This window comes from Bacillus sp. SORGH_AS_0510 (assembly GCF_030818775.1).
GTDB lineage: Bacteria > Bacillota > Bacilli > Bacillales > Cytobacillaceae > Neobacillus.
Genome location: NZ_JAUTAU010000001.1, coordinates 718,573 through 743,324 on the forward strand (window position 1 = coordinate 718,573; position 24,752 = coordinate 743,324).

The following is a 24,752-nucleotide window of genomic DNA, read 5'->3' on the forward strand; positions in this document are numbered from 1 at the left end:
ATTTCCCAATCTAAGCGGAATTTTTCCGTTTATTTTCAACCTCAGTGAATCAACATTGAGTTTTAAAAGAGCCTTGTTAATAAAGAGTCCCTGTGGTTTGTTTAGGGACAGTCCCCCGGCGCTTTAGCGCAACGGGGGACTGTCCCTAAGGATTGATTTTTTTGAAAAAATTGGATATAATCAATTTAAATAAACTATACAGTCGGTTTATTTCGAGTGGAAGGTGGGATTCTTTTGGGAGAAGAGAGGCATATCAGGCTTGGAAATGAAATGATCTTCACTAAGGTTATGGGAACAGGGGAACCTTTGGTTTTTTTACATGGTGGACCAGGCGGGGAACATCGCTTTTTTCTACCACACTTACAGGATTTATCTCAACACTTTACTCTGATTTTTTACGACCAAAGAGGGTGCGGGCAGTCTGAAAAAGCGACTAATGAGGATTACACGATGGATGGAGAGGTTGAAACGTTAGAGGCCCTTCGTCAATTTTACAAGATAGAGAAACTCAATCTCGTCGGTGAATCTTGGGGGTCCATGTTAGCCCTTTTATATGCCGCCAAATATCCTAATCATGTGAACAAAATCTTTATGACGGCTGCGGTTGGTGCGACCATGGATGGATTTTTCCGTTTTGAAAAAGAACTGCTGAATCGATTATCGATAGAGGAACGGAAATGGCTGGAGGAGGTATCTCCTAAAGTGGACGCAGGTGAGGTCGACGTTGCTGAGATTTTTAAAATGATCGATCCTTATTACGTGTACTCGCCTGAAAGTTTGACGAAAAAGACGAAAACGCAGTCCAATGCCAGGGTCAATGAGCTAATAGGTAAAGACATTGCGGAAAATTATGATGTGTCAAAGGATGCGAACAAGTTGGGTCAGATCCCAATGCTCGTTGCACAAGGGGACCATGACATCCTTTCGCCTGAAGTCCTGGAACAAGTCTTACTTAGCTATATCCCCCATATAGAAATAAGGGGAATTCAAAATTGCGGGCATTGGTCAGTGGTTGAAAAACCAGAGCAGGTTCAGGCGATGATTAAGCAGTTTTTTCAAAAAGAATAATAGCTTGATAGGTAAGGGAGGACATCAAAATGGGGTGGGAAGAATCTTTATTGGAGGAATTATTTCATCAATACAGCCCTATTATTTACCGCTATATTTACTTTGTGACGAAATGCAAAGAGGAAGCGGAGGATTTGACACAGGAGGTGTTTATTAAGGCTTACCGCGGCTTAGCCCATTATCGGGGGGAGTCGTCGTATAAGACCTGGTTGTATACCATTGCTCGGAATGTGATTATTGATCAATATCGGAAACAGCGGAAAACGGATTGTTTGACAGATATACCGTTGCCGGATCTGAACCAGCTGGGTCCGGAGGTATTGTTAGATCTTAAGGAAGATACACAATTGTTGCACAGAGCGATCATGGAGTTAACGTTTCCCTACCGGGAGATCGTTATTTTACGGAAGATTAAAGGATATTCAACCTCCGAGACCGCCAATATTTTAGGTTGGGAGGAGGGAAAGGTCAAAGTCACACTGCATCGAGCTTTACATAGACTGAGAGATAAGTTGAATCCGAGTGCTCGCGCTAGTTAAAACCAGGGAAAACCAGGGGGACGGTTCCGGCGGCTTTTCCCCTGTCGAGGGTTGGTCTTATTATATAAGCAATGACATGAATGTGTTTTTTTTTTCATACTATATTTTGGGGGTGGAAAAATGCCAAGAGCAAACTACCGAAGTTCAGACGTTGACTTAATGGCAAGGATGATGAGGGCAGAAGCCGAAGGTGAAGGAAAACAGGGAATGCTATATGTTGGGAATGTCATTGTGAATCGTCTTGTAGCCAATTGTTCAGACTTTAAAGGTTTAAGATCAATTAACCAAGTCATTTACCAAGTCCAAGGTGGAAACTTTTCCTTTGAAGCTGTTCAAAAAGGGAATGTCTTTTATCAAAGAGCAAGAACTTCTGAAAAAAGATTAGCCAAACAGAATTTGGATTATTGGCGTCAGCACCCAGCAAAATATGCCCTTTGGTATTTTAATCCACATGCTCCATGCCCTGCAACATGGTACGGTCAACCTCGTACTGGTCAATTTAAAGAACATTGTTTCTATGAACCAAAACCTGGCTTATGTGATGCTGTTTATAGTGGTTAAGCTTACTCTTTGAGTAAGCTTTTTTTAGTTAGGCTCTGTTAAACTTGCCTGTTGATTTCCGCTCCAGGCGCGAGCGGTTCGTGGGTGTTTCGGCGAGCCTCCTCGACGCAAGCGTCTGCGGGTTCTCCCCTGAACCATACTCCCACAGGAGTCTTCGCGTCTTCCGCTCCAATCAACAGGGTGTAATAATCAACATTGTTCTTTAACACAGCCTTTAGTTAAAGGAAGGGTGGATGGAGGGTGAGGTTGGTTTTGTGATTGCTGGCTTTTTCCCATCTAATCAAATTTAGGTACTCCTGGTATTTTGAGATAAACTTATGCCCTGCATAAAAAGAGGTTCTACGCTATCAAATAAAGTTAAGATTCATTTCAAGAATGGTAGTATGGTGTTAGATAATGGTTTAAAAGAGAGAATAGGATATGCCTGTTATTGAGCATAAAGAATTTATAAAAGCACCTGTTGAAGTATGTTTTGACCTGGCTAGGAATGTAGATATTCATACTCAAACGCCCTCCCAAACAAACGAAAAAGCAGTGGGTGGAGTGACAGAAGGATATTAGAGGAAGGGGATATGGATACTTAGGAAGCTAGTCATTTTGGTATGAAACAAAGGCTGATAACCTTGGTGACACAAATGGAAAAACCTCATAAGTTCGTGATTGTATGGTGAAGGGGTGCATAAGTTTAATCAGGAAAGGGTTGCTGTGGCATCCTTATTGTTTCACAAACGCAAACTAGGTGTTTTGGTTGTATTGGAATTTTAATTCCAACTATTGTAGAATTCCACCTTTAATTTGTAGAATAAATGAAAATTTTGTAGAATTCCACCTAACTTTTGTAGAATTATTAAGTTGAACTATAGTTTTTTTCAAAAAGGACCATAAAACCGACTATATTCTTTAAAAGAAATTAATTTAAGCTATTTAACTAAGCGTTCCTGTGATAAACAGGAACGGCTTTTTTTCTTCACCGAGGCAGGCACTCCATTTAATAGATTTATTACCATATCTATTTAAACACCCATGCAGGTACATCGAATTTGTGTAACAAAAAGGATAGGAATACTATAGATAGTATCCAAGCTATCAGGGGCTTTTCTACATGAATTTTTAATACGGTAAACATTACTATATTAAATAATACGGACCAATACATATTCCATCCGTTATGGTGTTCAATCAAGTTTAAATATTTCAGGTTGATCAATTCAATAAGGCTATAAAGTGAAATCCAAAACAATATCCAACCTATCTGTTTCATTCGCTGTGTGGGGAATTTTCCTAAATAAATAAGTAAGGTTGATGAATATGCGCATGTCATAATTAGAAAGTCAATGATTAGATGTCCGAACAAAATTCTACTTCCGAATATGGATTCCTTATAAGACCAGAATCGGTAATCATGCAATAACGCATTTTTAAATAGATCACCACCAATAAAGAAAAGCCAGGTTGGATAATAAGTACGCCAATTCTTCCAGTCGCCCCATTTAATAGCAGCTCCCAAGAATAGAAGATTGAAAATGAAATGCATATAAAAACCCCTTAGATAATATAAGGTGATTTTACCCAAAAATACAGCTTTTATACGATTGTGACAGTGTGGTAGTCTGGTGAACCGTACCATTAGCAGAGAAAATGCACAATTCCAGTAGAACAGAGATTTAATGGTATATACAAAAGAAGATACGAAAGGACAAAGGATTAAAGAAATTCTTTGAAGAAAAAACCATTCGTAAATAAACGAATGGTTTTATGTCATTAGTTGTACTGGTTTTTGAAAAAATTAATGAATTTCACAAAAAGGGTTAGTCTTTATTTTTACTAAATAATTGTTCTGTTTTAAAAAGTTTTCTCGTAATTTTTAGATTCAAAAATAAAACTAGAAAGGTTAGGGGATAAAACGCTGCTGAATACCACATCTTCCAACCATTATAGGTGAAGAAACCTGTTTTTAGTGACAAAAGCTCAATGAGTAACGAAAAAACAGTCCAGGCAAAAATATAAAGAAATTTACTTGTCATACGTTTTTTAAAGGGAAAAAAATTCAAGAAAATTGCGTTTGTTGAAGGGTAAATTAAGAATTGTGCAAATAGGCCCGGCCAGTCGGGTTCTTTATCTAAAAACCAATATAATTTATACATTACATCAAATATAGCATCCACGGTTCTCCCAAATGCTATAGCGAAAAAAGAAGTTATGTATATTTCAAAGTAAGAAATCCTTTTTTTCATAAAAATCGCAAACATATTATACAGAATAAGGAAAATAAACATGATGTTCAAAGGGTTTTCCTCCGAAAAAGGAATTTTTTACAGTATGGTCTAAAACCATCACAGTTATGCTACTTCTAAATAAATAGATGGGAAGTAATGAATCTCGACGTTGCAGAATAGCTAGAGAAAAAATTTTACATAATAACATGGAATAAGTGGGATTTAAGGGGAGGGTGAAAGTGCAACCACAAACGATTTTTGTATTTATAGCAAGCTTTATTTTTGCCTTAGTAGCTTATATAATTCCTAAAAAAATGAAACCGTATGAAATTTATTCAACGGCATTGTTCGCAACATTATTTGGTCTTTTGGTTGATACAGTTATAGCAGTAAAATATAAACTTTATGTACTTGATAAGCCTGGAATACAAATCCCCCCATTGATTGGCCAAGTTGTTTTATACTCTACAACCAGCATCATCTTATTAAACCTATATCCTTTTGATAAGTCGAAAAAATGGAAAATAGTTTACATCCTATGTTTCACTTTGCTTACTGTTGTATTTGAGTATATTTCTTTTCTATTTGGATTTATCAAATATTATAATTGGAGTATTTGGTATTCAGCGTTGTGTTATCCATTTCTTATCTATTTTCTCGTTTTGCATTATAAATTTTTTCAATGGTTGGTGAATCGTACATCTATATAATTGCGAATTGATACCTTTACTTTACGTAAAGGACTAACTAAGATAGAGGGAGAATTTCCGCTTATTGATTCAAAAAATGTGAAAAGGGGGGATTTTTTTCTGAATAAGCGGAAAAATCGCCCCTTATTTCACTTTTTTGTCGCTTAATCGATTAGAAACAAGAATCTTAAAGTGTTAAAGGCCTATTGCCAATCTCTATTATCAACTTGCAACCCCTCACTCCCAAAAAAGTGCTCAATGTATTTCTTCTCCTCTTCCGCCGTTCTTACTTTTAATACTGGACTTTCGCTTTGCTGTGTGGGGTCACCTTTTATGTTCCGAATGGACAGATAGTCATTTTCGATGGCCGAAAAGTCTCCGTTTAACCACTTTTCCAAGATTTCCTGATAGGGTTCCGATGCGTGTAATTCAACTGCTTTATTTTTCAAATATTGTAGGTTTGCCCGGTTAATTTGGATCCTCTTGATATTTTCACTTGTCGCTGGAATACGGTAATTTTCCTCTCCCTTGAACTCAAGCTTTTGGAGAGCCATTGTAATCATTGAGTAGTAGAAGAAGTCATCATTTGTTTCAAAGTTCTTCATTTGATTGAAGTTGCTTGCTGCCCGATCGACTTCAGCTTGACTCACTTTAGGAACTTCGTGAGCAGGTGTAACGGCCTTCGTTGGCGCTGCTTCTGTACTTCTGATCTTTTGTGTATCATTCTTTATTTGATTACCGAAAGAAAGATAACCCAGTCCTATTACTAGAATGGAAGATGCAGCTACTGATATAAAATTTATCAATGGTTTCCTTGTTTTACTCACTTTTTTGTTATAGATTTGATTCAACACTTTAGCCTTTTCATTCTCCGTAAAATGTATGTCACCAAAACTTCCTTGGTCCATTTTTTGTTTCATATTATGTAAATTCATATTTGTAAATCCTCCGCAGATAACTTATTTTTCAACAGCTGTTTTCCGCGCCTTAATCTGCTTTTGATTGTTTCGGTATTTATTTGGGTGATCTGGTGGATTTCGTGAATCTTTAATTCCTCATAATAAAATAAATAGATGATCTCTCTGTATTTAATTGGGAGCGATAATATACATTCCAATACCTTGTTGCTATTTTCTCTTCGGATCACTTCTACTTCTGTTGAGGTACTGCTTTTTTTAAAGGGATTGATAATCGTACTAAGAGAAACCATTTGAAATGCCTTGCTTTTTACCATATCTTTCGAGCGATTAATGGCTATGCGGTAAATCCAGGTTTTGTAGCTCGATTCCCCTTTAAAGGCATCGAGGTTTTTATAAGCTGCAATAAAGACCTCTTGTGCGATATCTTCAGCTAAACTTGTATCTTTTACATAGGAAAACGCTAATCTCTTCACCATCGTGCCGTATTCGTTCATTAAATATATTAAAATAGTATCCTTACTGGAAAAATGCCTTCCTTCAAAATCATCTGCTAACATAGTTTTGCTCCTTTTTATAACGTATTGCTTAGACGAATATACCATAAGAATTGTTTCAAAAATTGCATGTCAAGGAGCCACTGAAAAACACAACCTAAAAAACTGGTAAATATCTATAAAAATGGTTTTGGGATCATTCATTGTTGTTTTCCGTGTAGGTAGAAGAGTTCATAAAGGGAGAAATTCCCTTAAACTGCTCAAAAATAAGACAAAATCCAATGATTTCGATCATATAAGCGGAAAAACTACCTATATTTATAAGGTTATACCAGAGCCATAAAAATAAAAAATCCTCCAAAATTGGTATAATGGACATAACCAAAAAAGGAGGATTTTTTCGCTTGAAGACCCAATTAAGATAAAATACCGAATAGAACCGTCCCTGTGGTTTCCTTTTATGAAAAGCCACCTGAACTGTCCTTGTGAATTCTTATTACTCTCTTGTTTAATTGCCTTATGCCTGCTAGGCTTAGTCTCATCCATATCCAGCTATACAATAGGCTGAAACCTGCTATGGCGAGGATGGTTATAACGTTCCTATCACTTGAAAGGGAAGGACCTAGGATTGGAAAGTGGAACATAAAGAGCAGCAACAGGATTCCGACTGTTAATGCTAACCCTCCCGCCAGGGTAACAGAAACTTTTCGTTTGGCCCATCTAAATCCCAGCCCTAATGCAACCCCTAATAGACCGGTAGTAAATAGAAAGACCAAAACTTCGGAGGGCTGGATGATCAGTAGTAAGATGGCGGTGACTACATAAGTAAGCAGGCCAAACTGAGCAGAGATGATCGTAGCTAGCACAATCGGCCCGGTAGCCATCATGCTAAAGGCATAGCCGATCCCACCAATTAATCCGGCAGACTGTAAAATGGCCGCAATGGCTCCTAAAAGACTCCCCAGGATCATCCTTGTATTTTTGGGATAATCCACAACTGATACATCATGAGCTTTTAGAAAAAAATGTACTCCCCTTTGTATCAATTTCAACATACTCCCCTCCCACATACATACTCCCTCGAAAACACCTGGTTAGGTGTTTTGTTTGTAAAGGATTGAGATTGGTGCCATCTCTAACATGTATTCTTGCAGGAGCAATTGATGCATAGTTTTTTCATGGACAATCGGGAAGGCAAGGGCAACGATTTCTTTCATGCCCAGTGATAATCCTAATTGTTCTGCCACAGCAAAGGCGCCCATCGCTTGTTGATTGATATGGAGCAGACTATGCAGCTGTTTCCATGAGCCTGCGGCGCCCCCCATTACATCTTGAAGGGAGAAGAGGGCTGTTTCCATGTTTGCTACCGTTTGTCCCGTAAGTTGATCACTAACAGTGTTAGGACTCTTATCAATTACCCGAAAGAGTTCTTTAGCACATTCTGTATGATGTTTATTTGCCCTCTTCATTTTTTCGATGGCTTCCCTAATATGCGGCTCCATAATGGTCGGAATTGCATTTGCTACCACGTGTTCAAGGGCAGTTTGAATCGTCAAGACATGGTTAAACCATTTCGCCACTTCCGAAATCTGTCCCGCCAGATACTGTTCATCTAATTCGATTAAAATCGTCTTATTCATAAGTTCTCCCCCTTATTCCTTTGTTACTTTCCATAAGACCCCTGTATGTCCGTAGGCTTGTACTAATCCCTTTGTTACCGGAGAGTATCCAAAATCTAAGACATATAAGCTTTTTCCATCTGGATGGAATTTACAATCGACCGGTCTTTCAATGCCGGCGGCTTGTTGAGTAGAAGAATCACGTTGTTGTTTATTTCTCATAAACACCTCTGAGGTACCTTTATCTACATTCACCCTTACGACTTGATATCCATTATTTATATCCTTTTTATGAGGAGAATTCAGCGGGGCATACGTACCAAACTCCGTGACAAAAAGCTCTCCGCGATGCCCGAAAAAGTCAGACCGGCAAAAGTCAAGCTGCGTCATGGCGGAATGAGGCTTTTCTAAATAAGCAGGCGGGCCTGCCCAGGCTGGCAACGTTTCAAACAACTGCTCCGCTGCTTTCCCTTTTGCAGGTTTACAGCGCTCATCCCAAACTGGAACTCCATCTGCCCTCATTTCCGGGAACCCATACCAATCTGGTTTCTTCACACTTCCATGCGGCATTTTCACGTTGCGGATATGCCAAACTCGGTCTGGATCTCCGGCAACCGCTCGTTCCCCTTTTTCTTCCAAACAGTTATCCGAAACATAAAGCTCGCCCTCTTCGTTAAAAGCAAGACCATACGGGTTGCGTAATCCCCAAGCAAGAAGCTCCACATCGCTGCCATCTGGCTTAGATCGCCAAAGCCCACTTGAACACCATAATTCTCCTTTGATTACTTCTCCCTTTTTCGCAGGGGTTCCAAACGGTTTGAATGGTCCTGTTTCTGTTAAAAACGGAAAAGGCATCAGCGGATTTCTAGTTGTGACGTTATTTCCAGTCAAAACAATATCCTCACCTGGGATATCATGGGCTTCTGGATGCTTAGCAATATCGACCGTAAAACCAGAAGGCAGGACAACCCCGTTTTGCGAAACAGAACCATTGGCAAAATACATAAGCCCATCATGTGGGCTAAACACGGGCCCGCCAGGTTCATGCCAACCACCGCTTGGGATTTTTTCTATTAACACTTCCCGTTCTCCTGTTTTCACGTTATAACGAACAATCCTTGCGAGGTAGCCCCCTTTACAACTTACATAAATATAGCCATCACGATAACTAACCCCTCTAGGACCACCGAGTGATTCAACCGCGAAGACTTCAAGTTCTCCAGAAGGAAGCAGGCGCAGGATTCTTGGTGGTAAAGCCGGACGTGTTGGCCACGTGCTTCCACCTTCCAAAATGTATAAGGTACCGTCATCCGCAAACCCCATGCCGGTAGGAAAGGAGAGTCCAGCAGCTACAACCTCCACTCGGTAACCCTTGGGCACCCACACATCATCAGGATTAATGACTGGCCTTGCACTGATAGGAAGAGTAATCTTTGAATCGTTCACAACAGTGGTAGATATTCTATTCAATTTTAAAACCCCCTTAAATATCTATGTTTTCCTCTACAGTATGGTCAAGGGGATTTTTCCTATTCTGGGATAGATGCCTATTTGTCCACGGACATCTCTCCTTTGCTTAGGCTTTTGAATTTATTGATGAAATAACGAGAGGTGAACAACGTGAGAGAATTATATATGGATGCCCCCTCACATCGAGAACAGCTGAACGATTGGGAATGAACGGCACTAGAAAATTTTTCTGCAAAGATGGATGACAAAACTCGGCCATTCCCTTGTATTCCAGCAACAATCGGCTTTTCTAAGAACCAATTACGTTATGGATTTGTTGGAGATTTTTTTCATACTATATTTTTGGGGTGAAAAAATGCCAAGAGCAAACTACCGAAGGTCAGACGTTGACTTAATGGCAAGGATGATGAGGGCAGCACCCAGTGAAATATGCCCTTTGGTATTTTAATCCACATCCTCCATGCCCACCAACCTGGTACGATCAACCTCGTACGGGTCAATTTAAAGAACATTGTTTTTATGAACCAAAGCCTGGAACCTGTAATACGGTTTATAGTGGGTAAGCTTACTCTATGAGAGTAAGCTTTTTTTCAGGTGCCAGGGGGACGGTTCTGGTGGTTTTTTTCATTGAGGGGTTTGAGGAGCCAGAAGAACCGTCCCTGTGGTTTTTCCTTTGGTATAAAAAAAATCTTCCATCACGGAAGATTTTTTTTATTTTAAGTTAGGAAATCCCTGCTGGCGTAGGGCCTCATAGACTAATATGGCAGCTGTATTTGAAAGGTTTAATGAACGTATATGTTGGTTCATTGGTATTCTCAAGAAGTGGTCTTGATTATTTTTTAGTAAATCCTTTGGTAGACCTGTTGTCTCTTTTCCGAACATAAAATAATGGTCCTTTGTGGTGTCACTAAAATCAAAGGCAGAATGTGCTTTTTCACCGAACGTCTCAATATAGTAAAACTCACCTTTATTTTTCGAAAAAAAGTCATCTAATGAGTCATAATACGTGATGTTTACAGACTCCCAAAAGTCTAACCCTGATCGTTTGATCATTTCAGCGTCTGTTGAAAAGCCGAGTGGTCGGATTAAATGCAAGGCTGTATCGGTTCCGGCACAAGTCAGTGCGATATTGGCCGTATTAGCCGGAATTTCTGGTTGATATAGTACAACATGTATGGCCAAGAATGGTCACCTCCATCTCTCATTTAGCCTCCATATTATAGCATATTGTTATGGAGATTCATGAAGGCGAGTAGATAAGAACCTCAGATCTGTTGTTAGTACTAAATTTTGTTACTACTATTAGCGCCCAGTTATAACTTTTTAACAAATTCAGATTTTAATTTCATAGCTCCAAAACCATCAATCTTACAATCAATATCATGATCCCCGTCAACTAAACGGATGTTTTTAACTTTGGTACCTACTTTTAAGACTGAAGAGCTCCCTTTTACTTTAAGGTCTTTGATGATTGTTACAGTATCACCATCGGTTAAGACATTTCCATTTGCATCCTTGAAAATCTTGTTATCGTCACTGTTCTCTGTTTCAGAATCTAGAGTCCACTCATAAGCACATTCAGGGCAAATATATAGACTTCCATCTTCATACGTATATGTGGAATTACATTTTGGGCAATTTGGCAAATTTGACATAATTACATTTTCCTCCGTTCATTTCATCTAATCCTTTTTTTCACTATGGGCAATCCTTTTTTCTTCATTTACATTTGGATTGTTTTCTAAAGGATCCACCGTATGTTTATAGGTATAAGCTTTGGAAGTTGTTACAACGCTTAAGAATAATACAATTAAAACAATCAAAACCCCAATAATAATAAAACCCATTACCATTTTATTCACCTGACTTTATTCATTTTTAGCAAAACTTTAATTCATTCTGGTCAGAATGATCATTTTCAGCGTTAAATGTATCTAACTCAAGTATTCTGATTCTCAAGGGATGAGCAAGTGCTTTGAAAAACTCCGGTTTAAATTGTTGCATTATGTACCTTTTGTTGCACAGAAACACTTGCCTATTTATAATTTTAGTATATCTGATTATTTGAATATACTATGTAATGAATTTACACTCGATTCTAAATGAAGTCAAAGGTTTTTTTGAGAAGGACAAGGACCAGGGGAAGGATCAGGGGGACGGTGGCTTTTTCTCTCATTGAGAAGTTTTAATGTGCCAGGAGAACCGTTCCTGTGGCATTTTTGGACAAATTCACGTATTCCCACTACAGGTTCTACGAATAGACTATTGTAGTCTAGTAGAAAGGGAGTGAAGTTTGTGGACAGCAAGTCCAAAAGGTTAACTGTGATGTTAAGACAGGAGTTTTCTTTTTATGCCAACGATGAAGTCCTCAAGACCATACTACAAAATATCGCCGCTGGAGGCGTAACAATAGCCGCTTTTACGATAACAAAGATTAACATGAGGAACGTGAACTTTGCCCGATTAGTTGTCGGACCGGACAGTTCAAATAGTTCCCAAGCTAACCTGGTTGCACAGGATGCTCTTCGCTCATTAGGCGTACAGTTCGATCAGGAGAAAGTCATCCAGTTGATCGGGAACCCTGGAACGCCGGGCATCTTAAGCAATGTTCTTCAAATTTTGTCCCATCGTGTCGAAGTGTTCGCTACGTATACGGGAGTGAATTCTATCATCCTGAATGTATCGGATATTCAAACGGCACTTCGATTATTAAAGAAAAATAATATTGTTGGTTAAGGTCCATGTTCTTCCGTCATGCGTCCTCATTAAAGTTGGAGGGGGGAAGATTTTCATCAAGAACCTCTTGAAAGAAAGCTCCTTGAACCAGGCTAAATGCCTGGCTTTTAAGCTATGCCTTGTGCTTTAAAAAAACTCTGGAATTAAAATGGGAAATAAATAGCATGAACAGGGCAAAAATATTCGGAATCCACAAATTCATATGGCTAATAACAGTTTCATAGTGTCCAATAGGGGTTAGATAAATGGCTACTGCAAAAGAGAAAACCAATCCGATCATCGATAATTTTGATTTTCTTTTTGTTAGCATAAAAAAATAATAATAAATTGCGCTAAACATCCAAAATTGCACGGTTAACCAGGCGTGTGATAGTCGGATATCATACTTTGTCTTTAAGTAAGTTATGGTGATTATCCCGATCACTATAACGGCAAGAAAAGGGGCGATTCTAACAAACCTTAATATCCGATCTAACCGCTTTTTTTCTTGCACTTCATGAAAAGAAACGTTTTTCATTAAATTGTTTTTTACTGCTAGTAACATACCAATTAATCCAAGACCGATGATGAATACGAGTAATGCCATTTGTTCATCTCCTTATTTGAGTTGTAAATTTAATTTCATTGATTTTCGTGAGTAATTTCGGTTTGCCAGCGTCATAAATACGCACCATAACCAACCAAAGATTCCATAATCTTCTCTATTCCATCGTACTTTTTTAGTAAAAAATAATTTAGTAAGAAATGTCACAACTATTAGATGACAAATGTAATATTTTGCTGTTTTTGGGGACAGTCCCCCGGCGCTTTAGCGCACCGGGGGACTTCCCTTTAAATTTGCTTATTTCTTTCCTATCATAATCATTGCATTGCCTAATACTTTTTTGTTTAGTAAGAACTTGGGCAGCTCCATTACGTTGGCAAGTTTGTAGGTAGTTAATTCAGATACACCATCTTTTTTTAAGTCATATAAGAGTTCCTTTTGATCCCCAAAGATTTTTTTATCCATAAACAAATCTAAGAAAACAAATTGACCACCCGGTTTTAATACTCTTAATGCCTCTTTGATTACTTCCGTTTTATTTTGTCTATCTTTCACTTCATGAAATGTTAGACAACTTACAATGATATCGAATTCATCCTCATGAAAAGGGAGCTCTGCAGCACTTGCTTTTAGAAATTCAATCCGATCGGAGACCCCTTCTATTTCAACGTTTTGTTGGCACTGGACTTTCGAATACTCCCAATTCCCGCCCCAATAATCAATACCAGTTAATAAGGAATTAGGAAATGCCTTTGCCAATTTAATGATCAATGAACCACTGCCTGTTCCTATATCTAGTATTTTTTCTTTTCCAACCCCGTTTACTTTGGCAACAAGTAAATCATGTATTTTTGACTGATAATTCCCCCCGAAGGCAGCGAATTGGTAAACAGAGTATGAGAGAATAAATGCTATATAAATAAAAGGCAACGCTAGAATCCCAGCTAGGACTCGAAGATAGAAATTAACAGGTAATAATGTTACCAATAGTAGAATGAGTGAAATAAATAAAAAGATAAACAATTTGTAAACGCGAATCCAAGTTCGGTATTTAGTTTTTGTTTTCAAGGTAGCGACCACCCTTAAATATCTAATTTTTGTTTGATACAATTATTATAAAGGATTAGAAATTTGGGGGACAGTCCCCCGGCGCTTTACAGCAGCGGGGGACTGTCCCCCTCTAAGGAGGTTTCATTCATGGCTCGTGTTTTGTTTGTTAATGGTGGGTCGGAAGGGCATGTCAATCCTACGATTGGAGTGGTGCAGGAGCTGATTTTGCGTGGTGAAGAGGTTGTGTACTTTACGATTGAGGTTTTCCGGGAACGTATAGAGAAAACGGGAGCTACGGTTCGGACATTTGATGGTGATCAATTTATCCGAGCCTTTATTTCTGGTGGTAGAACGTATTTGCTCGAAAGAATCAATGGATTGTTGCGGACAGCAGATATCATAATCCCTAGTGTCTTGGAGCAAATCGAGGGAGAGCATTTTGATTATATCATCCACGATTCCATGTTTGGATGTGGCCGGTTACTTGCCCAAATTCTTCACCTCCCGGCTATTAGTTCATGTACTTCGTTTGCACAGACAAAGGAAGCATTCGATGATATGATTTCTGAAAACATCCCTGCAGATGTGGTTGATGAATTTCAAAACCTAACTGCAATGGTGAAGGAGAAATACGGTGTGGAGATCCGTTCTCCTTACGAAGTGTTTTGTAACCCAGCCCCACTTACCATCGTTTATACAACCAGGGAGTTTCAGCCCTTTGGAGATACATTTGATCCAACTTACAAATTTGTCGGCCCCTCCATTTCTTTGCGGTCAACGCAAGAGAACTTTGAGTTCACTGCAATCAAGGGGAAAAACCTCCTTTACATATCACTAGGTACGGTTTTTAACCAAGCGATTGATTTTTATAAGATTTGTTTTGAGGCATTTGGGAACAGTGATCATACGGTTGTCATGTCGATTGGGGAAAAAACTCCACTAGCTGAATTGGGCGAGATTCCGCCCAACTTCTTTGTGAAAAATTATGTTCCACAAACGGAAGTGTTGAAACACACTAAGGTATTTATCACACATGGTGGTATGAACAGTGTTCATGAGGGTCTCTATTACGGGGTACCTTTAGTTGTTCTCCCGCAAAGCGCAGATCAGCCGATAATTGCTAGACAAGTTGCCAATATCGGTGCCGGTATCACATTGCAGATGCAGGGGTTGAGTGCCGAACAACTGCGTGATGCTGTGGAACATGTGTTAAAGGACCCAACTTTTCAGAGGCGCGCTGCAAAAATGGGGGAATCTTTCCGGAAATCGGGTGGGTATCGCCGGGCAGTGGATGAGATTTTTGTTTTTAAAGGGTGAGCCAAGGGGACGGTTCTGCTGGCTTTTTTTCCTCATCAAGAGGCATTAATGTGCCACAAGAACCGTCCCTGTGGCGTTTCTGCATGTGACTTTGGAAAAAATAAACATGAAACAACGAAGCTTTTTATACGTCTTACTTATAAAGACATTTTTATTTACGAGAGGAATGTAGTTTTGAAGCTGAAACGAATAGGAAGTTTGTTGTTTATCATTTCTTTCGCGCTGGTTATTATCCTTTTCTTTATAGATGCCAATTCTTCATCTGACAAAAATACGAATCATTCGGCTTCCTATCCAACAGAACTCCATCCGGTTGTGAAGGAGCGGAGTGATCAATTGACTCAACAGGCCGCCAAAAAAGGTATTCGGATGGTGATTACGGATGAGTTCCGTAGTGCGGAGGATCAGGACCGCTTGTATGAGAAGGGCCGAAGTACTGAAGGGGAGATTGTTACCTATGCTAAAGGTGGAGAGTCCTATCATAATTTTGGGTTGGCTGTTGATTTTGCCCTAAAGGACGCGGCTGGAAATGTGATCTGGGATATGAACTATGATGGGAATGGAAACGGGAAGGCTGATTGGGGTGAGGTGGTTCAGATGGCCAAGGCACTAGGGTTTGAATGGGGCGGCGATTGGGCTCAATTTAAGGATTACCCTCATTTACAAATGGATTTTGGCTTGAGCGTTGCGGACTTGCAAGATGGGCAGAGGCCGGCGGGGTCGTCTTTGACCGTGGATACCGAGAAGGTTGAATAGTGTGATGTGGTGTGGCCTTAGGGGAGGGTTCTGGTTTGGACCCTGCCCTTTTTCTGTTCTGGATTTGAGTGTCCTTTTGAGAAGGTGTAAACATTGTCAGAAGACTGGTCAACTTCTGACAGAGTCAAAGGAAAAGTAGAAGTAGAAGCCGTCTACATCGACATTCATGCTTTCTTTTAATAAAAAAGTAGAAGTAGGAGGCGTCTACATCGACATTCTTGCTTTCATTTAATAAAAAAGTAGAAGTAGAAGCCGTCTACATCGACCTTCTCGCTTTCTTTTAATAAAAAAGTAGAAGTAGGAGGCGTCTACATCGACATTCTTGCTTTCATTTAATAAAAAAGTAGAAGTAGGAGGCCTCTACATCGACCTTCTCGCTTTCATTTAATAAAAAAGTAGAAGTAGGAGGCGTCTACATCGACATTCATGCTTTCATTTAATAAATAAGTAGAAGTAGAAGCCGTCCACATCGACATTCATGCTTTCATTTAATAAAAAAGTAGAAGTAGAAGCCATCTACATCGACTATCTCTGAAAAAAGCTAGCGACATTGTCAGAAGACCGGTCTACCTTATTTTTTATCATAAACCACTAATATCAACGTGGCTAACGGACCTAATAGTAGGGATAACAAAAACCAATTTAGTCCACTTCTGTTCTTGCCTTGGGCTATCCCGGCATTGATTAGCGCTAAGGTACCCCAGCTAACATAATATTGATCATTCACAGCAAAATCTACCTCCTATCACTTCTATAACTTATTCTATTTAGGATTCTATTAACCTGCTTTCTTTAGTGGCGGCACTAGAAAAAGGTTACTGGCTAAACCAGTCTTCGATTGAAAGGATTAACGAATAACAGAAAAAGAGGGACAGTCCCCCGGCGCTTTAAAGCAGCGGGGGACTGTCCCTCTCTTTATAGAATAAAGTAGGTAATAACCGATAGTAAAACCGATGTGATGAGCATGGCTATTAGTGGTCTTAGTGCTTTGGTTCGGAGGTCGCGAAGGCTTACGTTTAGGCCTAGTCCGACCATGGCGGATGTGAGGATAAAGGTGGTTGCTGTTGAGATGCCGTCTAGGACTGGTGCTGGTACAGGAACCCAAGTGCCTACCGCATAGCTACCGAACAAACTCATGAGAATGAATCCCACCAAAAACCACGGGAAATCAACTTTTGTTTCTCCTGCTGCATCTGCATTTTTCCGCTTCATCCAATACATCAAAATGAAACATAATGGGACTAGCAAAAGAACGCGTCCTAACTTGGCTAAGAGTGCCATGGCTAACCCATCTGGTCCCGCAGGCGCACCGGCCAATGCCACATGGGCAATTTCGTGAAGACTGCTTCCGCTCCAAACCCCGTAGTCCACAGCGGATATAGGTAGCAACGGGCGGATGATCGTATAGATAATGGAAAAAATAGTGCCGACTAAAGCAATGATTCCGACCCCAATCGCCGTGTCTTCCTCTTTGGCTTTGATGATAGGTGCGACCGCTGCAATCGCTGCTGCCCCGCATACACCCGTTCCAACTCCGAGAAGAAGCGACAAAGAGGAATCTGCCTTCAGTCGCTTCCCCAACCAAATGGTTGCCAGAATGGCAAAGACGATGACGCCGGCATCACGGACAACCAATCCCAAGCCCTGGTTCAGAATTACATCAACATTTAGTTTTAATCCATACAAAACAATGGCAAAACGTAGGAAGTATCTTGCTGAGAATTGGATCCCTGCTCTTATTTTTTCAGGATAGCCAAAGAATTGTCGGTAAATGATCGCCAGGATGATCGCACAGGCCATCGGTCCGACTCTGTTAAAGCCAGGTAGGGCCGAAAGCGCGAAACCAGCGGCCGCAATGACAATGGTAAACGCGATGCCTCCTAACCATAAGACAGCTTTGGATTTGGGCTCCGGCTTTTGTTGCGGCTGTTGCATGCCCTCAATTTCGTGTGAAGATAAAGCTCTCGCTGATTGATTACTCATCCAATCACCTCATCACTTATTTATACTTTCATCCTACTCCTGTTCTGTAGATAAGGAAAATAATGATATATAATAGTAATCATAAGTAAATTCATATACATGGAATGGAGGGTGTCATGGACAACTATTTAGAAGTGTTTGTAAAGGTTGTGGAAAAGGGGAACTTTTCAAAAGCGGCGGAAGATCTTCACATGACGCAGCCGGCGGTCAGTCAATACATCAAAGTCCTGGAGGAATCGGTGGGAGCGCGGCTCTTGGAACGGAATAATAAGTTCGTACGCTTAAATAAGGCGGGGGAAATTGTCTTTCATCATGCAAAAGAGATTCTTGCTCTCTATTCGAATATGCAGTATTTAATCGATGACCTCACCAATAAAGCGAGCGGCCCGATCGCGATTGGTGCAAGCTATACCTTTGGCGAATACATCTTGCCGCATATTATTGCCAGGCTGCAGGCGCAATACCCGCTTATTACACCGACCATTCAGATTCATAATACTAAAGAAATCATCGACCTTGTTCAAAGTCATCAATTAGACATCGGTATCGTAGAAGGGCATATCAACGAAAAGGTACCAAATGTGGAGGTGGTTGCTGAAGATAAGATGGTCATCGTCGCTTCACCGCAACATCCTTTGCTAAAAGAGAAGAGAAACATAGCGGAGTGGGGGGAGGAGTGTTGGATTTTACGAGAAAAAGGATCGGGCACGAGAGAAGCGGCCGAGCATCTTTTTCAAGAGCTGAACTTTACCCCTAAGAAAGTGATGGAATTCGGAAGTACCCAGGTCATCAAGGAATCAGTGGAAGCCGGTTTAGGGATCAGCTTGCTATCCCAATGGACCATTAAAAAAGAGCTGATGTATGGCTATTTAGAAGTCGTCGACGTCGAAGGATTGCCGTTTAAACGGAATTTCTCCATCCTAACGCATTCTCCTTACCAAACGAAAGCCTTACAGCAATTTATAGAGACATTGCGGGTGTACTTGGGCGATTAAAATTTTTGGGGACAGTCCCCCGCTGCTTTACAGCGGTGGGGGACTGTCCCCCCCACCCATCTTGAAGAATTTATTGACCAAACAATCCAAGGGTGCTTTAATATAGATAAAGTGGTTGGGTCACTGAGCCATATAACCATAGGAGGGGATTTTTTTATGAAGGCCTTGATAACGGAATTAATTTGGAATGAAGGAATTGAGGAACTGACCAGACATGGATTCCAAGTGCATTATGATGAGAGTCTTTGGAATAATCGCGTGCAGCTGCTCAAACTGGTCGCCGAGTACGATGCAATTATTGTTAGGAATCAAACCAAGGTGGATCAGGAGCTGCTAAATGCCGGAACCCGCTTGAAGGTGGTCGGTCGTCTGGGCGTGGGAATGGATAACATTGATATCCCGGCGGCGAAACAAAGAGGCATTCAAGTTGTGTATGGCCGTCATGCCAATGCCACTTCTGTTGCGGAATATGTCCTGTCAGCTATGTTAAGTGCGAACCGACCGCTTTATCTAGCAGATGCGGATGTTCGAGCAGGACGCTGGAACCGAAAAAGGTTCACCGGTGGCGAAATCGCGAATAAAACACTCGGACTAGTTGGACTCGGCGAAATCTCGCATCGTGTAGCGAAGCGGGCACTTGCTTTTGGCATGAAGGTCATTGGCTATGACCCATTTGTCACTGAGTATGACCACATCGTTTCCGAAACCGGAATCCAGTTAAAAAACACATTAGATGACGTATTAACCATGTCCGATTTTATCTCCTTACATGTTCCGTTAACACCTCAGACGCATTATTTAATCTCCGAAATCGAATTGAGGAAGATGAAGCCGACGGCGTATATCATCAATACCTCTAGAGGCGGCATCATTCATGAACCTGCACTGGCGGCCGCTTTAAAAAGCGAAACCATTGCCGGGGCCTTTTTGGATGTCCTGGAAGTAGAACCTATCTCACCATCTAATCAACTCTTATCCTGCGAAACTGCTACGATCACACCTCACATTGCAGGACTCACCGATGAATCTCAGATCAGAACTTCGTTATTAGTTGCAAAGGAAGTAATTAAAGTAGTCAATGGGGAACGCTCCTTATGTACCGTCTAAACAAAATATTTAGAAAATTAAAATATTATTGTTGACTATCCAGTTATTAGGTGTTTTAATAAGGATATAGAAATTGGTTGGGTCACTCAACCACAAACACAACCACACAATCAACAACGAAACAACCACCAACACAACCACAAAGGAGGCTTTCAAATGAGTATCAACAGCAGTCAAGGAAATACTCTCACGGAACAGCAGCAAGAGACGGCCGGAAATGTAAGCACTCACAAATTTTTAATCCATCATCGCGGCGATCATGTAGGGGTTGCCACTACTCCCATTCAAAAAGGAGAAAAAGTCATCGGAGTGTATATGGATGACAATTCCGACGTAGCAGTTGTAGCCAAAGGGGACATTCCTTTAGGCCACAAAATCTCTTTAGTTAATTTAGAAGCAGGCGAACCAGTTTTAAAGTATGGCGTTCAAATTGGTTTAACAACAGAAAAGTGGGAAATTGGCGATTACGTTCATACCCACAATATTAAAACGGCGAGGTGGTAGGAGATGGGTCAACAGCTTTTTGGATATCGCAGAGAAAATGGTAAGGTTGGCATTCGGAATCACGTGATTATTTTACCAGTGGATGATATTTCTAATGCAGCTTGTGAAGCTGTTGCAAGACAAGTTCAAGGTACGCTAGCTCTACCGCATGCGTATGGCCGACTTCAGTATGGTCCAGACTTGGATTTGCATTTCAGAACGATGATTGGTACGGGATCCAACCCGAACGTAGCGGCTGTAATCGTTATCGGAATTGAGCAAAACTGGACGAAGAAAATCGCTGACGGGATTGCTGAAACTGGTAAACCAGTATCCTATTTTTCTATCGAAGGAAATGGGGATTTCGAAACGATTCGCGCGGCTTCCTGGAAGGCCAAGGAATATGTTCAATGGGCGACGGAACTTCAAAGAGAACCTATTGAGTTAAAAGACTTAACTATCAGCATTAAATGTGGGGAATCGGATACGACGACTGGCATGGGCTCATGTCCAACCGTTTCTCAGGCAGTGGATCGTTTAGTGGATGCGGGTGCGACCGTGTTCTTCGGCGAAACTTCTGAATTAACGGGCGGTGAACATTTAATCCGCGAGCGGATGGCCACACCAGAACTGGAAGAGCGATTCATGGCCATCTACGATGATTATGTAGGTGAAATTGCCTCTAAAGGTGTGGATTTATTAGGATCACAGCCAACGCAAGGAAATATCGCCGGCGGCTTATCTACTATTGAAGAAAAGGCATTAGGGAATATTGCTAAAACAGGTACGAAGGAAGTGGTAGGTGTCCTAGATCCTGCCGACAAGCCGGAAAACGGTCCTGGGCTTTACTTCATGGATACCTCTTCTGCAGCGGCAGAATGTATCACTTTAATGGCGGCAGGGGGAGCGGTGCTTCACCTATTCCCAACTGGCCAAGGAAATATCATTGGAAATCCAATTGAACCAGTCGTGAAGATTACGGCTAATCCAATTACGGCTGCGACTATGAGTGAACATATCGACGTGGACGTGCAAGGCTTGCTAGCCCGTAACATCTCGCTTGAACAAGCAGGGGATCAGTTAATGGAAATGATTTGCCGTACCGTCAATGGCCGTCTGACTTGTGCAGAGGCATTAGGCCATCGTGAATTTGTCATGACAAAACTATATCGCAGTGCTTGATTCTATTCTCCCTACACATCGTGATGCGTAGGGAGTTCACTTTTTGGGAGTATTAAGCTTTTTTTTCGAAAAAATTATTGCAAATTGTGATTCGCTGATAAATTCATGAGAATCGCTGATAACGGCAATAGATTCGCTGATAAACTCATGAGACTCGCTGATAAACTCATAAGAATCGCTGATAAATGCCAAAAATCGCTGATTATCTCTCAAGACCCACTGAAAAAGTGTAATATTACACCTCGAATTGCGTTTTATAAAGGTAAAAGCAACTAAATTACGAAAATAGCAATTTATATAAATCGACTTTGTTACATTGATGAACTAATCACAAGTTGACTGGAGCGGATCTCAACAAACATGTGTAACAAAACCTAAAATAACGTTGAGGAGTGTAGAATGGGAACCTATCGTGAATTGGATCTTAAACGTTTTTGTGAAGACCTGTTAGAAAGCGTGGGAATGAACCAAGAGAATGCCACTGTGGCTGCTGATTCCCTGGTAAAAGCGAACCTTGAAGGGGTGGACAGCCACGGCATCAGCCGGCTTCCCATCTATGTCAAACGGTTTAACGATCAGCGGATTAATGTGAATCCCAATGTGAAAATGACCGAGCAGACGCCATCTGTTTTACTAGTGGATGGTGATAATGGCCTTGGCCATGTGGTGAGCTATCAGGCGATCTTAAAAGGAGCAGAAATGGCGAAACAAAGTGGAATTACGGCTATCGCGATAAAAAATAGCAATCATTTTGGTACGGCGTCTTATTTTTGCCAGCTGGCCTGTGAGCAAAGTCTCGCCTGTATCGGCTTCACCAATTCGCCGCCAGGGATTGCTCCGTGGGGAGGGAAGAATGCCTTTTTTGGAACGAATCCCATTGCGTTTGGGTTTCCAACGGGGAATGATCAGCCCGTGATCATTGACTTATCAACGAGCATTGTCGCCAGAGGAAAAATTATTTTAGCAGCGAAACAGGGACATTCCATCCCTGATGGGTGGGCGATTGATGAGGACGGTCTGCCGACGAATGATGCGGAAGCCGCTTTAAGGGGATCGGTACTACCATTAGGTGGAGCGAAGGGCTCCGCGTTAGCTTTGGCCGTAGAAATTTTGACGGGGATTCTTACCGGTGCTGCATTTGGCCCTTATGTGAAAAATATTTATGATGAAGCGGAAGCGGGGAACGCCAACGTAGGGCATTTCTTCTTGTTGTTGGATATCGAAAAGTTTATGCACCTATCCACCTTTTTTGATTCGCTGGAACAGCTGTTAACAGAGATGAAGGAGGTTCCGAAAGCGCCGGGAACCAATGAAATCAGGTACCCAGGGGAAAGAAGAAAGAGGGACCGGGAGCAGCGCCAACTCATAGGGATTGAACTTTCGTCCAGTGTGGAAGAGGAGCTAAAAGGGCTTGCGCAAGAATATCACATCGCGTTTCCAGAGACTCTTTCATTAGAAAAAATATAAAAATGGTCAGCCAGTTTTATCTGGTTGACCATTTTTGTGTTTTTTCGCATAGGCATATTCATGTTTATTTTTAGTAAAATAATTTGAAAATATCTATAACTTTACTATTTTTATCTTTAGATTTTTTAAAATATATGTAAAATACAATCTATTTTTCAAATAAACAAATAATTATTTTAGTAAAAACAAACAAAAAAACGTTTACATTTAGTAAAAATGGTAATAAAATTTAGATAACTTGATAGGGGGGGATATGATGAAGATTACCAGATTAAAGTTCATTTTATTTTTTGTTTTATCCGTAGCATTAGTTTTATCCGGGTGCAGTTCAAGTGTATCTGACACGAAGGATCAAAATGAAAGTAAAGATGGCAAAGTGACCATCCGTTTTGCCACTTGGGATTCTGAGGAAACACTAGATTTACAGAAGAAAATGGTAGAAGAATATAACGCGAAAAATGACAAGGTTAAAGTAGTGCTTGAAGCGTATGGTGCTGACTTCGATACGAAAATTGCAGCGGGCATGGGGGCGAAGGACGCACCAGATGTAATGTACATGTGGAATTATCCTTCTTATAAAGATGCGTTGGAGCCACTCGATTCCTATATTAAAAAAGAAGGCGCTGATTACAAGGATAACTTCTATGACGCCCTTTGGAACTACAATAAAGCTGACGGCAAGGTGCTGGGTCTACCTGTAGGCTACACAACACATGTCGTTTACTACAATAAAAAGCTGTTTGATGAAAAGGGTGTCGAATACCCTAAGGCTGGCTGGACCTGGAATGATCTGCAAGAAACAGCTAAAAAACTGACAGACAAAGAAAAGAAAATAACAGGTTTTGCTTTCTCCGGGAAGCCGGACCCATATGACTTTGAAATGTACTTATGGAGCAACGGTGCATCCTATGTAGATAAGAAAGGAAATCTGGAGGGACATGTTAACTCTAAGAAATCCATCGAAGTATTTCATATGTTTCAGAACATGTTAAAAGAAGGTAGTGCGATTACGACAGAAGGTTCCGGTTCTACTGAAATGAAGTCCGGAAAAGTGGCTATGTTTGTAAACGGTGCATGGTCATTAGGTACGCTGAAAGAGGCGGGAATCGACTATGGAATTGTCGAGCTTCCGAAATTCAAAGGCGGCAAAAATGTAAGTATCGTCAGCTCTTCGGGTATCGCGATGTCAAAGGATTCCAAGCATAAAAAGGCTGCCTTTGAGTTTATGAAATATTGGACAGGAGAAGAAGCCAATAAAGCTAGAATCGAATATGAACTTCCTGTTCTTAAGAGCGTAGTAGAAAAAGAAAAGATTGGGGAAGACCCTGTTAAGAGTGTCTTCTACTCCATGCTAGAAAAGAGTAACGGCTATACACCAGCCTCTTTTATCGTAGAAGACTGGTCAACGGTATCTGAAAATTTAAATCTTGTTTTTGAACAAATTTTTAACCCAAGTACGTTAATGGATCCGAAAAAAGCACTGAATGAAGCGGCTCAATAAGAAGATTTAAAAAAGACATTACTGCATGGAAAAAGCATCGACTGTTCCAAATAGA

At 40.7% G+C, this 24,752-nt stretch carries 28 protein-coding genes and 2 pseudogenes; 15 read left to right on the plus strand and 15 right to left on the minus strand.

Going from position 1 to position 24,752, the window contains the following annotated elements:
• Positions 1-234: 234 nt before the first annotated feature.
• The 4 genes from QE429_RS03810 (at position 235) to QE429_RS03825 (ending at position 2,729) form a co-directional block, all read left to right on the plus strand.
• A complete protein-coding gene (locus tag QE429_RS03810; RefSeq protein ID WP_307284271.1) occupies positions 235-1,068 on the plus strand; it encodes an alpha/beta fold hydrolase in 834 nt (277 codons plus the stop codon).
• 29 nt (positions 1,069-1,097) lie between these two features.
• Positions 1,098-1,607, plus strand: a complete 510-nt coding sequence (locus QE429_RS03815) for an RNA polymerase sigma factor (protein ID WP_307284273.1) — start codon at positions 1,098-1,100, stop codon at positions 1,605-1,607.
• Positions 1,608-1,727: 120 nt separating this feature from the next.
• Positions 1,728-2,168 (plus strand): cell wall hydrolase, encoded by a 441-nt coding sequence (locus QE429_RS03820; RefSeq protein WP_307284276.1) that lies wholly within the window; start codon positions 1,728-1,730, stop codon positions 2,166-2,168.
• A gap of 420 nt (positions 2,169-2,588) precedes the next feature.
• A complete protein-coding gene (locus tag QE429_RS03825; protein ID WP_307284278.1) occupies positions 2,589-2,729 on the plus strand; it encodes an SRPBCC family protein in 141 nt (46 codons plus the stop codon).
• 448 nt (positions 2,730-3,177) lie between these two features.
• Here QE429_RS03825 and QE429_RS03830 read toward each other — a convergent pair whose 3' ends face one another.
• Entirely contained in the window at positions 3,178-3,702 is a 525-nt protein-coding gene (locus QE429_RS03830; RefSeq protein ID WP_307284281.1) for a CBO0543 family protein, read from the minus strand.
• 274 nt (positions 3,703-3,976) lie between these two features.
• Complete coding sequence (locus tag QE429_RS03835; protein WP_307290720.1) at positions 3,977-4,444, minus strand: CBO0543 family protein; 468 nt, start codon at positions 4,442-4,444, stop codon at positions 3,977-3,979.
• A 179-nt stretch (positions 4,445-4,623) separates the two neighbouring features.
• Between QE429_RS03835 and QE429_RS03840 the strand changes: the two genes are divergently transcribed.
• Positions 4,624-5,094, plus strand: coding sequence for a hypothetical protein (locus QE429_RS03840; protein WP_307284283.1), 471 nt, complete (start codon positions 4,624-4,626; stop codon positions 5,092-5,094).
• A 182-nt stretch (positions 5,095-5,276) separates the two neighbouring features.
• On the opposite strand, the gene QE429_RS03845 is transcribed toward QE429_RS03840, so the two are convergent.
• The 5 genes from QE429_RS03845 to QE429_RS03865 form a co-directional block, all read right to left on the minus strand.
• Entirely contained in the window at positions 5,277-6,008 is a 732-nt protein-coding gene (locus QE429_RS03845; RefSeq protein WP_307284285.1) for a DUF6241 domain-containing protein, read from the minus strand.
• Positions 6,005-6,550: a sigma-70 family RNA polymerase sigma factor gene (locus QE429_RS03850; protein WP_307284288.1), complete on the minus strand. Its 546-nt coding sequence runs from the start codon at positions 6,548-6,550 to the stop codon at positions 6,005-6,007. The genes QE429_RS03845 and QE429_RS03850 overlap by 4 nt, the downstream gene beginning before the upstream one ends.
• A gap of 395 nt (positions 6,551-6,945) precedes the next feature.
• A complete protein-coding gene (locus QE429_RS03855) occupies positions 6,946-7,542 on the minus strand; it encodes a hypothetical protein (protein WP_307284290.1) in 597 nt (198 codons plus the stop codon).
• Between the two features lie 39 nt (positions 7,543-7,581).
• Complete coding sequence (locus QE429_RS03860) at positions 7,582-8,127, minus strand: hypothetical protein (protein WP_307284292.1); 546 nt, start codon at positions 8,125-8,127, stop codon at positions 7,582-7,584.
• A gap of 12 nt (positions 8,128-8,139) precedes the next feature.
• Positions 8,140-9,576 (minus strand): PQQ-dependent sugar dehydrogenase, encoded by a 1,437-nt coding sequence (locus tag QE429_RS03865; RefSeq protein WP_307284294.1) that lies wholly within the window; start codon positions 9,574-9,576, stop codon positions 8,140-8,142.
• Between the two features lie 413 nt (positions 9,577-9,989).
• Here QE429_RS03865 and QE429_RS03875 point away from each other — a divergent pair.
• Positions 9,990-10,139: pseudogene (locus QE429_RS03875) on the plus strand (cell wall hydrolase); the annotation flags it as partial.
• A 148-nt stretch (positions 10,140-10,287) separates the two neighbouring features.
• Here the strand turns inward: QE429_RS03875 and QE429_RS03880 are convergent.
• The 4 genes and pseudogenes from QE429_RS03880 to QE429_RS03895 form a co-directional block, all read right to left on the minus strand.
• The gene (locus tag QE429_RS03880) at positions 10,288-10,758 is read right to left on the minus strand and encodes a tRNA (cytidine(34)-2'-O)-methyltransferase (protein WP_307284296.1); all 471 of its coding nucleotides are present in this window, start codon (positions 10,756-10,758) and stop codon (positions 10,288-10,290) included.
• Between the two features lie 131 nt (positions 10,759-10,889).
• Positions 10,890-11,231: a zinc ribbon domain-containing protein YjdM gene (locus QE429_RS03885; protein ID WP_307284297.1), complete on the minus strand. Its 342-nt coding sequence runs from the start codon at positions 11,229-11,231 to the stop codon at positions 10,890-10,892.
• Between the two features lie 27 nt (positions 11,232-11,258).
• On the minus strand, positions 11,259-11,429 hold the full coding sequence (gene ytzI, locus QE429_RS03890) for a YtzI protein (protein WP_307284300.1): 171 nt from the start codon (positions 11,427-11,429) through the stop codon (positions 11,259-11,261).
• Positions 11,430-11,511: 82 nt separating this feature from the next.
• Positions 11,512-11,580: pseudogene (locus QE429_RS03895) on the minus strand (transcriptional regulator); the annotation flags it as partial.
• A 291-nt stretch (positions 11,581-11,871) separates the two neighbouring features.
• Between QE429_RS03895 and QE429_RS03900 the strand changes: the two are divergent.
• Positions 11,872-12,312, plus strand: a complete 441-nt coding sequence (locus QE429_RS03900) for a hypothetical protein (protein WP_307284303.1) — start codon at positions 11,872-11,874, stop codon at positions 12,310-12,312.
• Positions 12,313-12,424: 112 nt separating this feature from the next.
• Here the strand turns inward: QE429_RS03900 and QE429_RS03905 are convergent, their stop codons facing one another.
• Positions 12,425-12,898 carry a hypothetical protein gene (locus QE429_RS03905; protein WP_307284304.1) on the minus strand — a complete coding sequence of 158 codons (474 nt, stop codon included), beginning with the start codon at positions 12,896-12,898 and terminating at the stop codon, positions 12,425-12,427.
• A gap of 255 nt (positions 12,899-13,153) precedes the next feature.
• Entirely contained in the window at positions 13,154-13,924 is a 771-nt protein-coding gene (locus tag QE429_RS03910; protein WP_307284306.1) for a class I SAM-dependent methyltransferase, read from the minus strand.
• A 129-nt stretch (positions 13,925-14,053) separates the two neighbouring features.
• Here QE429_RS03910 and QE429_RS03915 point away from each other — a divergent pair, with 129 nt between their 5' ends.
• Together QE429_RS03915 and QE429_RS03920 are read left to right on the plus strand one after the other, a co-directional pair.
• Positions 14,054-15,223 (plus strand): macrolide family glycosyltransferase, encoded by a 1,170-nt coding sequence (locus QE429_RS03915; RefSeq protein ID WP_307284308.1) that lies wholly within the window; start codon positions 14,054-14,056, stop codon positions 15,221-15,223.
• A gap of 174 nt (positions 15,224-15,397) precedes the next feature.
• The gene (locus tag QE429_RS03920) at positions 15,398-15,979 is read left to right on the plus strand and encodes a M15 family metallopeptidase (protein WP_307284309.1); all 582 of its coding nucleotides are present in this window, start codon (positions 15,398-15,400) and stop codon (positions 15,977-15,979) included.
• Between the two features lie 571 nt (positions 15,980-16,550).
• Here QE429_RS03920 and QE429_RS03925 read toward each other — a convergent pair.
• A complete protein-coding gene (locus tag QE429_RS03925) occupies positions 16,551-16,706 on the minus strand; it encodes a hypothetical protein (protein ID WP_307284313.1) in 156 nt (51 codons plus the stop codon).
• 188 nt (positions 16,707-16,894) lie between these two features.
• Positions 16,895-17,962: a YeiH family protein gene (locus QE429_RS03930; RefSeq protein WP_373463174.1), complete on the minus strand. Its 1,068-nt coding sequence runs from the start codon at positions 17,960-17,962 to the stop codon at positions 16,895-16,897.
• Positions 17,963-18,078: 116 nt separating this feature from the next.
• Here QE429_RS03930 and QE429_RS03935 point away from each other — a divergent pair, with 116 nt between their 5' ends.
• The 6 genes from QE429_RS03935 (at position 18,079) to QE429_RS03960 (ending at position 24,697) form a co-directional block, all read left to right on the plus strand.
• Positions 18,079-18,957 (plus strand): LysR family transcriptional regulator, encoded by an 879-nt coding sequence (locus QE429_RS03935; protein ID WP_307284316.1) that lies wholly within the window; start codon positions 18,079-18,081, stop codon positions 18,955-18,957.
• Positions 18,958-19,113: 156 nt separating this feature from the next.
• Positions 19,114-20,064, plus strand: coding sequence for a hydroxyacid dehydrogenase (locus QE429_RS03940; RefSeq protein ID WP_307284318.1), 951 nt, complete (start codon positions 19,114-19,116; stop codon positions 20,062-20,064).
• A 156-nt stretch (positions 20,065-20,220) separates the two neighbouring features.
• Positions 20,221-20,568, plus strand: coding sequence for a UxaA family hydrolase (locus QE429_RS03945; protein ID WP_307284321.1), 348 nt, complete (start codon positions 20,221-20,223; stop codon positions 20,566-20,568).
• Positions 20,569-20,571: 3 nt separating this feature from the next.
• Positions 20,572-21,729 (plus strand): UxaA family hydrolase, encoded by a 1,158-nt coding sequence (locus QE429_RS03950; RefSeq protein WP_307284323.1) that lies wholly within the window; start codon positions 20,572-20,574, stop codon positions 21,727-21,729.
• A gap of 399 nt (positions 21,730-22,128) precedes the next feature.
• Positions 22,129-23,196, plus strand: coding sequence for an Ldh family oxidoreductase (locus tag QE429_RS03955; protein WP_307284327.1), 1,068 nt, complete (start codon positions 22,129-22,131; stop codon positions 23,194-23,196).
• A 253-nt stretch (positions 23,197-23,449) separates the two neighbouring features.
• Positions 23,450-24,697, plus strand: a complete 1,248-nt coding sequence (locus tag QE429_RS03960) for an ABC transporter substrate-binding protein (protein ID WP_307284330.1) — start codon at positions 23,450-23,452, stop codon at positions 24,695-24,697.
• Positions 24,698-24,752: the final 55 nt, after the last annotated feature.

Bases quoted from the DNA above. Each gene is read 5' to 3' on its own strand.
- QE429_RS03815 (WP_307284273.1), top strand. From the start codon at position 1,098: ATGGGGTGGGAAGAATCTTTATTGGAGGAATTATTTCATCAATACAGC.
- QE429_RS03820 (WP_307284276.1), top strand. From the start codon at position 1,728: ATGCCAAGAGCAAACTACCGAAGTTCAGACGTTGACTTAATGGCAAGG.
- QE429_RS03825 (WP_307284278.1), top strand. From the start codon at position 2,589: ATGCCTGTTATTGAGCATAAAGAATTTATAAAAGCACCTGTTGAAGTA.
- QE429_RS03830 (WP_307284281.1), bottom strand. From the start codon at position 3,702: ATGCATTTCATTTTCAATCTTCTATTCTTGGGAGCTGCTATTAAATGG.
- QE429_RS03835 (WP_307290720.1), bottom strand. From the start codon at position 4,444: ATGTTTATTTTCCTTATTCTGTATAATATGTTTGCGATTTTTATGAAA.
- QE429_RS03845 (WP_307284285.1), bottom strand. From the start codon at position 6,008: ATGAATTTACATAATATGAAACAAAAAATGGACCAAGGAAGTTTTGGT.
- QE429_RS03850 (WP_307284288.1), bottom strand. From the start codon at position 6,550: ATGTTAGCAGATGATTTTGAAGGAAGGCATTTTTCCAGTAAGGATACT.
- QE429_RS03855 (WP_307284290.1), bottom strand. From the start codon at position 7,542: ATGTTGAAATTGATACAAAGGGGAGTACATTTTTTTCTAAAAGCTCAT.
- QE429_RS03860 (WP_307284292.1), bottom strand. From the start codon at position 8,127: ATGAATAAGACGATTTTAATCGAATTAGATGAACAGTATCTGGCGGGA.
- QE429_RS03885 (WP_307284297.1), bottom strand. From the start codon at position 11,231: ATGTCAAATTTGCCAAATTGCCCAAAATGTAATTCCACATATACGTAT.
- ytzI (WP_307284300.1), bottom strand. From the start codon at position 11,429: ATGGTAATGGGTTTTATTATTATTGGGGTTTTGATTGTTTTAATTGTA.
- QE429_RS03905 (WP_307284304.1), bottom strand. From the start codon at position 12,898: ATGGCATTACTCGTATTCATCATCGGTCTTGGATTAATTGGTATGTTA.
- QE429_RS03915 (WP_307284308.1), top strand. From the start codon at position 14,054: ATGGCTCGTGTTTTGTTTGTTAATGGTGGGTCGGAAGGGCATGTCAAT.
- QE429_RS03930 (WP_373463174.1), bottom strand. From the start codon at position 17,962: ATGAGTAATCAATCAGCGAGAGCTTTATCTTCACACGAAATTGAGGGC.
- QE429_RS03935 (WP_307284316.1), top strand. From the start codon at position 18,079: ATGGACAACTATTTAGAAGTGTTTGTAAAGGTTGTGGAAAAGGGGAAC.
- QE429_RS03940 (WP_307284318.1), top strand. From the start codon at position 19,114: ATGAAGGCCTTGATAACGGAATTAATTTGGAATGAAGGAATTGAGGAA.
- QE429_RS03945 (WP_307284321.1), top strand. From the start codon at position 20,221: ATGAGTATCAACAGCAGTCAAGGAAATACTCTCACGGAACAGCAGCAA.
- QE429_RS03950 (WP_307284323.1), top strand. From the start codon at position 20,572: ATGGGTCAACAGCTTTTTGGATATCGCAGAGAAAATGGTAAGGTTGGC.
- QE429_RS03955 (WP_307284327.1), top strand. From the start codon at position 22,129: ATGGGAACCTATCGTGAATTGGATCTTAAACGTTTTTGTGAAGACCTG.
- QE429_RS03960 (WP_307284330.1), top strand. From the start codon at position 23,450: ATGATGAAGATTACCAGATTAAAGTTCATTTTATTTTTTGTTTTATCC.